Origin of the sequence: Kineococcus sp. GCM10028916 (genome assembly GCF_042674865.1) — a bacterium.
GTDB lineage: Bacteria > Actinomycetota > Actinomycetes > Actinomycetales > Kineococcaceae > Kineococcus.
In genome coordinates this window covers 156,152-167,355 of sequence record NZ_JBHTFM010000003.1, presented here as the reverse complement: position 1 = coordinate 167,355, position 11,204 = coordinate 156,152, and the positions used below count along the sequence as shown (strand labels likewise).

Below are 11,204 nucleotides of genomic sequence, written 5' to 3'. Positions count from 1 at the left end.
ACCCGGATGGACACAGGGCCCGGCGTGTCAGCGCAGGTGACCCGCGGTGACCGAGCGGAGGTGGCCGTCGACGACGGAACGCAGGTGGCCGTCGGTGGTCGCGGTGACCTTCACGGCCGTCTTGACGGTGGTGGTGACGGTGGTGACGGTGCGCAGGTGACCAGTGGTGCCGGTGGGGTTCCCGGCGGCCGACGCGGCGGGCGCCAGGGCTGCGCCGCCGGCGAGGAGAGCACCGGAGACGAGGACGGCGGCGAGCGTGCGGGGCATGGTCACGTCGAGCTCCAGTTCAGTCAGGGCCGGGACTGAGTGTCACCGACAACCCGAGCATCGGCGGGTTCCTGAGCACGCTTGAGCACTGAGAGGTTGTTCTTGAGACTACTCTCCGTGACCTCTGGGAATCTGCGACCGGGTCCGTCGAACTCCAGGCGCATCTCCACCTCGTCCTGCGTCGGGTCGAGGTCGTAGGGGACCCGGACACCGGTGTCGCGAAACCCCCAGCGACGGTAGAAACCCTGCGCCCTGGGGTTGTCCTCGTGGACGTGCAACGTCATGCGGGTGGCCTCGGGGCGACTGCGCGCCCAGCGCAGGACCTCGGCGAGCAACCGGTCCGCGAGCCCCGCACCCCGGTGGGCGGGATCGACGAAGACGGAGACGAGGAACAGTCCCTCCTGCGGGTGGGTGAAGGCGCTCATGGTGCCCACCCACCGTTCGCCGGCCTGGGCGACGACGGTGGAACTCCCCGGTTCCCGGGTGCGGCGGACGCGGAAGCGCCACTCGGCCTCGTCGTGGTGGCGGGCCGTCTCGAGGGTCTCGGCGAAGGCCAGCGGGGTGTCCTCGAGCATGCGCAGACGCAGGTCGCGCCAGCGCCGCCAGTCGACTTCGTCGACCCCCCTCAGCACCACGTCCACGTTGCCACACTAGAGGTGGCGATCCGTCGCACCGCGTGCCACGCTCGTTCGGAGCGTGATCCTCGGCGTTGAGGAAGGTGCACCGTGAAGGAACGACAGACGACCCGCGTGGCGACGGACGTCGCCACCGAGGCCGAGAACGTCCTGGAACTGCGCGAGGACGGACACCGGGTCGCAGCGGTCGCGGGGACCCGGGTGGCCGACCTGGACGTGCGACGCGTGCTGGCCTGGTGGCGCGGCTTCGAGGAGCAGGTTTCCTCCCGGGGAGAGGAACTGCGCGGCCTCGGCCCGGAACTCGAGGAAGCGGCCCGCGCCGCCGACGCGATCCTGGCGAAGACGCCGCCGGTCCTGGCCGCGGACGTGTTCGACGCCGTCGCGGTCGGGTTCGCCTCCGTCCCCGGCATCCCCACCCTGCTCGGGCCGTGGTTCGCGGAGTTCGCACGGTCCTGCGGACGCGAGGCCGGCACCCACGAACTGGCCGACGCGGCCTGGGCCGGGATGTTCGCCGTCCAGCGCGCCGGGGCACCCGCACCGGGTGCCGGGTCGCTCGTCGACGCGATGGCGCCGGCCGCCGACGCCCTCGCCGGGGCCGACGTCGCGGACGTCCCGGCGGTGGCCGCTCTGCACGCCGCCTACCGCGCCGCGGCCGACGGGACCCGGCACACCGTCGTCGACGGGGTCGTGGACCCCGGAGCCCTCGTGGTGACCTGGTTCTTCGAACGGGGCACCGTCGTCTGAAGTAGTTGACGCTTGAACGACCTCCGTGTACCTTCAGGGGTGAGCAGTTGAAGCTGCAATCATCTAGCGGAGGTCACCATGGGCTGGTTCGGCGGAAAGACCAAGGACGCGGAGTCCACCACCACGACGACGACGGGCGCACTGCCCGTCGTCCCCGGCTACCTGGCCGGGACGTGGACCATCGACGCCTCGCACTCCGAGGTGTCCTTCACGGTGCGCCACATGGCCGTCAGCAAGGTCCGCGGTCGCCTGGGCTCCGTGTCCGGCGAGATCGTCACCAGCCAGGACCCGGCCGGCTCGGCCGTCACCGCCGAGGTCGACGTCACCACCGTGACCACGTTCAACGAGCAGCGCGACGGTCACATCAAGAGCGGCGACTTCTTCGAGATCGAGAACCACCCCACCGCCTCGTTCCGCTCCACCTCGCTGACCCACGACGGCGACGACTTCGTCCTCACCGGCGACCTGACCCTCAAGGGCGTCACCAAGCCCATCACCCTCGGCCTCGAGGTCTCCGGCTTCGGTCCCGACGCCTACGGCGGCACCCGCGCCGGGTTCTCGGCCAAGGGCACCATCAACCGTCGCGACTTCGGCCTCTCCTTCGACGCGAAGCTCGACAACGGTGGCCTCGTCGTCTCCGACAAGGTCGACCTCGAGCTCGACATCGAAGCCGTCCTCAACGCCTGACCCTCACCGCCCACCCGTGATCTTGCTGGGAATCCCAGCAAGATCACGGTCGAGGAGGGTGCGGAGCATCGCGGAGCGGGGGGACGTCGCCATCAGGCGGAGGTCCTCGACGGGGTTCGTGGAACCGTCGAGGAAACCCAGCACGCGGTGGACCGGGTTGCGCCGGAACAGGTCCACGAAGAACCGGGCACCGTCCACCCGACCGGTGGCCATCGCCTGCAGGACGAGGGAGTCCATGAGCAGGTGCCGCGGCCGGTGCGCCGGCGGCAACCGCAGCTCCTCCCCCCGCACCGCCTGCCCGGCGAGGTCGTCCGCCTGGCGCTGCAGGGCCGTGAACGAGTAGCCCGTCGAGGGACGGACCGACCCGGAGTTCGCACCCCAGCGCAGCACCTGCGGGTCCCCCGACGCCGGGAACCGGGCGTCGGTCATCGGGATGACGCCGCGCTCCTCCCCCAGCACCTCGTGCGCACCGATCCCCGCGCGCTGCAGGTACGCCCCCAGCCGGTCCCGGTACTGCTCGTCGGTGAGCAGGTCGAACGAGAACTCGGTGTACTCGACGAGCGCCTCCGTCGGCGACGTCGGCAGGACGTAGCCGAACGCGACCCCGCCCGCGGGCTGCGGTGTGCGGAAGTCCATCAACGTGACCGTGCGCGGGTCGAAGACCGGGCGGGCGGTGCGGATGCGGTGGCCCAGGAAGTGCTGCCACAGCAGCGTCCGACCCGTGCGCGGCACCGGAACGGGCCGGGTGTCGATCACCCGACCCGCCAGCGACGCGGGGTCGTCGACGACCCGTTCGAGGATCGGGACGCCGTGAGCGGCGAGGCGCTCGCGGACGGCCCGGTCGAGGTCGGTGGAGTGCAGCATCCGGTAGCGCCACGAGCCGAGGTCGGCGGTGACGGCCGCGTCCTCCCCCACGACGCGGACCCGGGGCCAGGACGCGGCGACGAGGTGACCGAACGGCCCCGGACCACTCACCCCCCAAGTGCTCCAGGTGCGGTCCTGGGTCCGCTGGGTCGCGCCCCGGGGGGCCTCGACCACGTCGAAGGGGACGCCGGTACCGGCCAGGCGCCAGGCCAGGCTCGAACCCGCCGCGCCGAGGCCGACGATCGTGAGTCTGGTACGCGTGTGATCCACGCCCCTAGGGTCGGTCACGGACCACTGAGCTCGAGAAGGGGACTCCCGTGAAGATCGTCAACGGTTTCAAGGACTTCATCCTGCGGGGCAACGTCATCGACCTGGCGGTCGCGGTCGTCATCGGGGCGGCGTTCTCGGGGATCATCAAGTCCGTCGTCGACGGACTCATCAACCCGATCATCGCCGCGATCGGCGGCGCGCCCGACCTGAACGGGACGTGGGTCATCAAGCTCCGCGTGATCGACGGGCAGATCGTCGGCATCCAGGTCGGGACCATCGTCGGCGCGGTCATCAACTTCCTGATCATCGCGGCCGCCGTCTACTTCCTGATCGTCGTCCCGATCAACCGCCTGCTCGCCCTCCGCAAGCGGGGCGAGGTCGCGGAGCCCAAGTCCCCGTCCGAGGACATCCTGCTGCTCACCGAGATCCGCGACCTGCTCGCGCGTCAGTCCGGCGGGACCACGCCGACCCTGGACACCAGGGACTAGCGGGTGCCGGTGGGCCCGTCGTCGCCGGGGACGGCTTCGGCGAGGTCCTCCGCGGAGATCTGCACCCCGGCCGTCGGGTCGCCCGCACCGGTCCCGTCCGCGACGTCGTCCTCGAGCCCGAACGGGTCCTGGGGGTCGCGGGCGGGGCTGGGGATGGGGCCGGAGTCGCTGGAGCGGGCGTTCTCGCGGCTCCCGCCCTCCTCGACGGCGTGGACCTCGGCGTTGTCGAACACGTCGACCTGATCGGTGCTCTCGTTGCTGTCGGTGCTCTCGGTGCTCATCCGCCCACCCTGCTGGCTGGAGCGTGGGCCCGCACGCGGGAGTTCCCACCGTGTCCTGACCCGGTCCTGGGCCTGCGCACAGGACCGGTGCCGAACGTCAGGGGAACACCGCCCGCTGTGGGCGGTGGGTACCGCGTTCGAGGAGTCCCCTGTGAGTGAGCCGTTCACCCAGCCGATCGCCGGCCCCGTCGCGCCGGACCGGTCGCCGTGGTGGCAGAAGCCGATCGTCGCGATCGCGACGGTCGTGGTCGTCACCGGCCTGACCGGCGGGGTCGCGTACGCCGCGACCCGCGGTGACGCCGGCGGCGGCACCACCCAGGAGCAGTCCGGGTTCCCGGGCGGCGGGCAGTTCGGTCGTCACCAGCAGGTCCCGCCGGGTCAGGTGCCGGGCGGCACCCAGCAGGGTCAGACCTGGCGCGGCGCGGGAGCCCCCACGACCTGATCCCGCCGCGCTGCGGCCGCCAGCCAGGCCGCGAACTCCGCCGGCGGCAACGGCCGCGCGTGCAGGTAGCCCTGGGACTCGTCGACGTCGAGACCCCGCAGGACCGTCAGGGTCGCCTCGTCCTCGACCCCCTCCGCGACGACGCGCAGCCCCAGCCGGTGCGCGAGCGCCACGGTGGCCTCGACGATCTCGGCGGTGCGGGGTTCGGTGAGCACGCGCATCGTGAAGGCGCGGTCCAGCTTGAGCTCCGTCGCGGGCAGGTCGGTCAGGTAGGCCAGCGAGGAGTAGCCCGTCCCGTAGTCGTCGATGCTCAGCTGGACCCCGCGGCGGGTCAGCTCGTGGGTGACGGCGAGGGCCAGGTCGGGGTCGGCCATGAGGGTCGTCTCGGTCACCTCGAGGACGAGGCGGCCCGGGGCGAGGCCGGTCTGCTCGAGGACCCGGTCGACCAGGCACAGCAGGCCCGGGTGCGTCAGCGACGACGCGGACAGGTTCACCGAGATGCGCAGCGGCACGCCGCCGTCGCTCCAGGGCCCCGACTCCTCGACCGCCCGCTGGAGCAGGTGCACGGTCAGGGCGTCCATCAGACCGTGCTCCTCGACGAGGTCGAGGAAGGTCAACGGGGGCAGCAGTCCGCGCGTGGGGTGCTGCCAGCGGACGAGCGCCTCGACCCCGACCACCCGACGGGTCACCACGTCGAGCTGCGGTTGGTAGTGCACGGCGATCTCGCGCCGCATCTGCTGCTCCCCCGCGCCGACGAGGGCCTTCAGGTCGGCCACCAGCGCGGCCCGATCGCGCAGCCGGGCGTCGACCTCGCAGTCGTAGAGGCTGACGCCGCCGCCGGAGGTCTTCGCGGTGTACATCGCGGCGTCGGCCTGGCGCAGCAACCGGTCGGGGTCGAAACCCCCGGCGGGCAGCGACCGCACCCCGATGCTGAGCCCGATCTCGACCTGCGCGGCGACGGCCCGGTGCACCGTGGCGGCGATCTCGACGGCCTGGTCCTCGTCCCGGCCCGGCATGACGACGGCGAACTCGTCACCGCCGATGCGGGTGAGCACGGCGTCGGCGGGCAGGGCCCGCCGCACGCTCACCGCGACGCGACGCAGCAGGTCGTCGCCGGCGTGGTGGCCCTGCCGGTCGTTGACCTCCTTGAAGTGGTCGACGTCGAGCAGCAGCATCGCCGCGGGCAGACCCCGCCCGACCAGGTCCTCGAGTTCGCGGACCAGCGCACGCCGGTTGCCGACCCCGGTGAGCTCGTCGGTGAGGGCCTGGTGGCGCGACTCGGCCAGCTGGGCGAGCTCGCGGACCAGGTGCACGACGCGGAAGGTGATGCCGAGGATGGCGGCCGAGGCGTAGGCCGTCGCGTGCCAGCCGTCGGCCCGTCCGTCGGCGACGAGCACCACCACGGCGAGGGCGAGCACGATGAGCGCGCCGACCGCCGGGGCCTGGCTCGTCGCGGCGACGGGAACCGGTCGCCCGCGACGGGTGGAGGCGTAGGCGATGACCAGGAACGCGAGCGTCCACGCGGCCTGGCCGTGGACGGCGTCGCCGGGGTGCCCGCGCAGGGTCGAGCTGACGAGTCCGACGCTGACGAGCGCCGCCACGATCAGCCACATGCGAGGGTCCCGGGAGAGGCCGCCGACGCCGGCGACCGTCAGGGCGGTCCCGAGCAGGATGACCAGCGACCCCGCGATCAGCAGCCAGAGCTGCACCTTCCAGTCCGGCCACCCGGGCGACAGGAAGTGGAAGCGCTGCTGGGCGACGATCCCGGCGCCGGTGCAGGCCAGCACCGCGCTGAGGCCGTTGAGGAAGTCGCCGGGGTCGGAGGTGTAGGTGCGGAAGCGGTTCCAGCGCACCAGCCCCTGGTAGGCGAGGGGGATCGCCGCGAGGACGCACCCACCGAGGAGCCCGAGGCTCCGCTCGCCCGTGACGAGGGCCAGCACCGGCGGGACGCCCACGACCACCGACGCGGCCGCGAACCAGCGCCAGACGACGTCGTCGGTGCGGCGCTGCGCCCCGCGGGCGAGGACCAGGACGGCCACCAGGTGGGCGCCCGCGAGCAGCGCGGAGGACACGGGCCGGTCCACCGGGAGGAGCAGGGCCACGCCCACGGCGACGCAGGCCAGGGCGACGACCGTCACCCGGGCGTCCGGCCGGGTCGCGCTGTTCGTCACTGCAAGGAGATCGACGGGGTGGTCCCGGTTCTGGCTGGGCCGATCGGTGGGTTCGGGACCTGGTCCCGGTCAGCGCCCCGGTCAGCGCCCCGGTCAGCGCTCCGGTCAGCCGTCCGGTTGCGGCAGCCGGCGGACCCGGAGGACGCGGAGCCGGTTGAGGGCGGCGGCCACCTCGTGCCGGCGGGGAACGGCGACGTCGGCCGGTGAACCGTCGACCCAGTCCGCGACCGGACCGGCGAGGTCGGCGTCGAGGAGGTCGAGGACCTGCGCCAGCGTGCGCCGGCCGTCGAGGTGACCGGCCGCGACGGCGTGGTCGAGGGCCAACCCCGCCCCGGTGACCTGGCCGGCGTCGGTGAACTGGCGGACGGCGCGGACGTCCACGTCGTGCTCGCCGAACCGGAGGGTGTCGGTGCCGACGGCCGAGATCCGCCGCCTCCCCTTCGCGGTCGCGTCGACGCTGCCCGGTTCCGGGACGCGGGCGCGGACGGGCGGGAAGCGGCCGGCCTCGACGACCCGGCCGGTCGGGCGGGCGGCGACCTCGCGGGCCCGGGCGGTGATGTCGGTGCAGCGGTAGGAGTCCATCAGCAGCACCCGGTCGGCGACGTCGAGGTAGTCCCCCGAGGCGCCGACGACGAGGACGGTGGAGACGCCGTGGTCCTCGCCGAGCGAGCGGACCAGGTCGACGAAGGGGTTCAGCGGCTCGGAGGTCTTGGCCACGAGTTCCTGCATCCGGGCGTCGCGGACCATGAGGTTGCTGGCCGCGGTGTCCTCGTCGATCAGCAGCAACCGCGACCCGGCCTCGAGCGCCTCCAGGGTCGCCGCGGCCTGCGACGTCGACCCCGAGGCGTCGGCGGTGGAGAAGTCACGGGGGTCCAGCCCGCCCGGCAGGCCGGTGACGAAGGCGCCGACGTCGACGCGGGTGACGTGGCGGCCGTCCTCCGCGCGGATCGCGACGGCGTCACCGGTGGTGACGACCAGGTCGCGACCGTCGCCCGGCACGTGGTCGTGGACACCGCCCTCCAGGGCGCGCAGCAGCGTCGACTTGCCGTGGAAGCCGCCGCCGACGATCACGGTCACGCCCGTGGGGATCCCCATGCCCGTGGTCGCCCCCCGGTGCGGCAGGTCGACGCTCACCCGCAGCGACTCCGGGGAGGCGAAGGGAACGGCCCCACGGGCGGGTCGGTCGTCGACCCCGCTGGCCCGCGGCAGCACCGCACCGTCGGCGACGAAGGCGACGAGCCCCCGTCCGGGGAGGGCCCGACGCAGGTGGTCGGCGTCCTCGACGGCGTCCACGAACGCGCGGGCCTGCTCGAGGTCGACGCCGAGGACGTGGTCCGCGAGCAGGTCGGGGAGTTCCCGGGCGAGGTCGGCCGCGGCCGTGCGGCCCTCGATCCGACGTCGCGGACCCGGCAGGTGGTAGCCGAGGCGCAGCAGCGCACTCCCGTCGACGGAGACCCCGAAGCTGCTGCGCTGCAGCACCTCCTGACCGCCGGCGTCGATGCGGAAGGCGGACCGCGGGGCGGCGGCCGAGCGGGCCAGGAACCCCGCGAGGGCCCGCCGCCGCACCGCGGGGCGCAGGTCGAGCGCCGCGAACGGGGTGTCGGCGAGACGCACCTCCCACCGCGACGGCGGGGCGAACGGGTCGGCCTGCGGGTGCGTCAGCGTCGCCGTCACCCCCGGGGCCAGCGGCCAGGGCCGACCGGTCAGCGAGCGGTAGCGGGGGTAGGGAGCGCCGTCGAGTCGCTCCAGGGTCTCGCGCAGTTCCACGTGCCCCACGTGATCCGTCCGGGTGGGGGACTGTCAAGGTGAGCCGCCCGTGGTCGATGCTGTCAGGGTGCTGACGGAGCCTGCCCCGGGCGACGCGACAGCGGCCGACGACACGTCGGACCTGCTGGCGCGGTCCGAGGCTGCCCGCACCCGGGGCGACTACCGCGGCGGCCGGCTGCTGGCCGAGCAGGCGGTGGCGCTGGCTGCCGCCGCGGGGGACGACGCCGCCCTGGCCCTGGCCCTGCGGCTCGTCTGCAACCAGGCCCTGCGCCTGGGCGACGTCGAGGACGCCGCCCGCGCCGGCAACGAGGCCGTGCTGGTCGCCGAACGGCTCGGCGACCGGGGCGGGCAGGTGGACGCCCTGAACCTGCTGTCCTTCGCCTACCTGAACCTCGCCCTCTACGACGAGGCGCTGGAGTCGATCGAGCGCAGCATCGAACGCGCCCTCACCCTCGACGACCCGGAGCTGCGCTCGGGCACGTTCAACCGCGCCGGGACGATCCGGTCCGCGATGGGCGACTTCGCCGAGGCCGCGGAACTCTTCGACCGCGCGTCCGAGGAGATCGCCGGTGGCGGGGTGTCGAGCGAGACGGTGTTCTGCCTCCTGACGAACACGGCCGACCTCGTGGTGCAGGAGGCGCACTCCGGACGCGAGGTCGACACCGAGCGACTGCACCGCGGGGTCGACCTCTCCCAGCGCGCGCTCGTCCTCGCCCACGAGGTCGGGAACCCCTACCGGCAGGCGTTGTCGCTGCTGAACTCCGGAACCCTGTCGGCGTACCTGGGCGACGCCGAGGTCGCCGAGGAGACCCTCGCCACCGCCATGGCCCTCACCCGTGAGCACGGGTACCGCGGACTGGAGGTCGGGGTGCTGGAGACCCTGGCGATGGACGCGCAACGCCGCCGCGCGTTCGCCGAGGCGGTCGAACGGTTCGACGACGTCGTCGCCCTGGCCACGGAGGTCCACGACGCGAGCGTGCTCGCCCGGGCGTTCCACAACACCGCCCAGTGCCACGAGGAACTCGGGCAGTTCCGCGAGGCCCTCGCCGCCTACCGCCGCTTCCACGACCTCGAGTCGACGCAACGGACCCAGACGGCCGAGGTGCGGGCCCGGCTCCTCGGGCGGACGGTGGAACTCAGCGAGCTGCGCCACGAGGCGGCGTCGCTGGGTCGCCAGGCCCACGAGGACCCGCTGACCGGGCTGGACAACCGCCGGTCCTTCGACGCCGCCCTGCCGGAACTCCTGGCGGGTGCCTGCGAGCGCGACCTCGTCTGCGTCGCCCTGCTCGACGTCGACCACTTCAAACGGGTCAACGACGCGTTCGGTCACGCCGTGGGCGACGAGGTCCTGCGACGGCTGGGGGTGATCATGCGCGAGGAGGTCCGCCGTCGTGACGTGCTCGCCCGCATCGGGGGTGAGGAGTTCGCCCTGGTCTGCCTGCTGCCCGGCCCCGAACGCGTCGACCACCTCGCCGACGGGATGCAGTTGCGGCTGGACCGCCTGCGCCGCAAGGTGTCCGAGACCTGCTGGGACGAGGTCGTCCCGGGGTTGCACGTCACCGTGTCGATCGGGGCGGTCCTCACCGGCGTGGGCGGTGCGCAGGGCGCGGACGACCTGCTGCGCGCGGCCGACGAGTTGCTGTACGCGGCGAAGGCCGCCGGACGCGACCGCGTGCTGACGCGGTACCTCACCGTCCGCTGATCCTCACCGCCCGGCGAGGACGTCCTCGAGGCTGCGCGCGGGGTGGCCCGTGACGGATTCCACGTCGCCCGAGACGACGTCGAGCTCGCCCTTCGCGATGGCCGTGTAGGTGCTGACCCACCCCTCCACCATCCAGTCGGGCGCGCCGAAACCCGCCCGCGCGTCGTAGGCCTCCTCCAGCGTCTCCTCGACGTAGGTGACCTCCCGACCCTGGACGCGGGAGATCGTCGCGGCGATCTCGGAGAACGTCAGCGCCTGCGGACCCGTCAGGTCGTAGCTGCGGCCGGCGTGGGCGTCGTCGAGGAGGGCGGCGACCGCGACCTCGGCGACGTCGGCGCGGGCGACCGCACCCACCCGGCCCGCTCCGCCCGGACCGCGCAGCGCTCCCTCGACGACGAACTCCGGGAGGATGTCGGAGTAGAAGGAGTCACGCAGGAACGTCGTCCCGAACTTCGCCGCGCTCAGCATCTCCTCGGTGGCGAAGTGGTCGCGACCGAAGGTGAACGTGCAGTCCGCGGCGGCGTTGAGGAACGACGTGTAGACGACCCGCTGCACCCCCGCCGCGGCCGCGGCCTCCACGACCGAGCGGTGCTGGTCGAGGCGGTGCTCGTCCTCGGCCGCGGAGGTGAAGAACAGCGTGTGGACCCCGTGGAACGCGTGCTTCAGCGCCTTCGCGTCGCCGTAGCCCGCGGTCCGCACCCCGGCCCCCGGCAGGTCCGGGGCGCGGGAGGCGTCACGCACGACGAGTCGCTGCTGGACACCGGCCGAGGACAGCGCCCGGGCGATCCGGCCGCCGACCGCTCCGGTGGCGCCGGTGACTGCGATGAGGTCCATGGCTCCAGACTGCCACCGCCGGGCGTCGTGTGGTCACCCCACTGCGTCCGGG

12 protein-coding genes are annotated in these 11,204 nt (G+C 73.3%); 5 read left to right on the top strand and 7 right to left on the bottom strand.

The features are described 5' to 3' along the window. Positions 1-27 precede the first annotated feature (27 nt). Positions 28-273, bottom strand: coding sequence for a hypothetical protein (locus ACFQ46_RS03205; RefSeq protein WP_380257134.1), 246 nt, complete (start codon positions 271-273; stop codon positions 28-30). Positions 274-290: 17 nt separating this feature from the next. Continuing rightward, positions 291-908, bottom strand: coding sequence for a GNAT family N-acetyltransferase (locus tag ACFQ46_RS03200; protein ID WP_380257132.1), 618 nt, complete (start codon positions 906-908; stop codon positions 291-293). 84 nt (positions 909-992) lie between these two features. Here ACFQ46_RS03200 and ACFQ46_RS03195 point away from each other — a divergent pair, with 84 nt between their 5' ends. Then, the gene (locus ACFQ46_RS03195) at positions 993-1,646 is read left to right on the top strand and encodes a DAK2 domain-containing protein (protein WP_328293890.1); all 654 of its coding nucleotides are present in this window, start codon (positions 993-995) and stop codon (positions 1,644-1,646) included. Between the two features lie 78 nt (positions 1,647-1,724). Then, positions 1,725-2,333 carry a YceI family protein gene (locus ACFQ46_RS03190; protein WP_380257130.1) on the top strand — a complete coding sequence of 203 codons (609 nt, stop codon included), beginning with the start codon at positions 1,725-1,727 and terminating at the stop codon, positions 2,331-2,333. 3 nt (positions 2,334-2,336) lie between these two features. Here the strand turns inward: ACFQ46_RS03190 and ACFQ46_RS03185 are convergent, their stop codons facing one another. Then, positions 2,337-3,467, bottom strand: coding sequence for a lycopene cyclase family protein (locus tag ACFQ46_RS03185; protein ID WP_380257128.1), 1,131 nt, complete (start codon positions 3,465-3,467; stop codon positions 2,337-2,339). A 47-nt stretch (positions 3,468-3,514) separates the two neighbouring features. Here ACFQ46_RS03185 and mscL point away from each other — a divergent pair, with 47 nt between their 5' ends. Next, the gene (mscL, locus tag ACFQ46_RS03180) at positions 3,515-3,955 is read left to right on the top strand and encodes a large conductance mechanosensitive channel protein MscL (protein WP_380257126.1); all 441 of its coding nucleotides are present in this window, start codon (positions 3,515-3,517) and stop codon (positions 3,953-3,955) included. On the opposite strand, the gene ACFQ46_RS03175 is transcribed toward mscL, so the two are convergent. Next, complete coding sequence (locus tag ACFQ46_RS03175) at positions 3,952-4,236, bottom strand: hypothetical protein (protein WP_328293886.1); 285 nt, start codon at positions 4,234-4,236, stop codon at positions 3,952-3,954. The genes mscL and ACFQ46_RS03175 overlap by 4 nt on opposite strands. Before the next feature lie 151 nt (positions 4,237-4,387). On the opposite strand from ACFQ46_RS03175, the gene ACFQ46_RS03170 reads away from it, so the two are divergent. Then, positions 4,388-4,678 (top strand): hypothetical protein, encoded by a 291-nt coding sequence (locus tag ACFQ46_RS03170; protein WP_380257124.1) that lies wholly within the window; start codon positions 4,388-4,390, stop codon positions 4,676-4,678. On the opposite strand, the gene ACFQ46_RS03165 is transcribed toward ACFQ46_RS03170, so the two are convergent. Continuing rightward, complete coding sequence (locus tag ACFQ46_RS03165) at positions 4,642-6,849, bottom strand: putative bifunctional diguanylate cyclase/phosphodiesterase (RefSeq protein WP_380257122.1); 2,208 nt, start codon at positions 6,847-6,849, stop codon at positions 4,642-4,644. The two genes, ACFQ46_RS03170 and ACFQ46_RS03165, sit on opposite strands and share 37 nt — an antisense overlap. A gap of 105 nt (positions 6,850-6,954) precedes the next feature. After that, a complete protein-coding gene (locus ACFQ46_RS03160; protein WP_380257120.1) occupies positions 6,955-8,625 on the bottom strand; it encodes a P-loop domain-containing protein in 1,671 nt (556 codons plus the stop codon). A gap of 58 nt (positions 8,626-8,683) precedes the next feature. Between ACFQ46_RS03160 and ACFQ46_RS03155 the strand changes: the two genes are divergently transcribed. Further along, entirely contained in the window at positions 8,684-10,318 is a 1,635-nt protein-coding gene (locus tag ACFQ46_RS03155) for a diguanylate cyclase (RefSeq protein WP_380257118.1), read from the top strand. Positions 10,319-10,321: 3 nt separating this feature from the next. On the opposite strand, the gene ACFQ46_RS03150 is transcribed toward ACFQ46_RS03155, so the two are convergent. Then, entirely contained in the window at positions 10,322-11,152 is an 831-nt protein-coding gene (locus ACFQ46_RS03150) for an SDR family oxidoreductase (protein WP_380257116.1), read from the bottom strand. Positions 11,153-11,204: the final 52 nt, after the last annotated feature.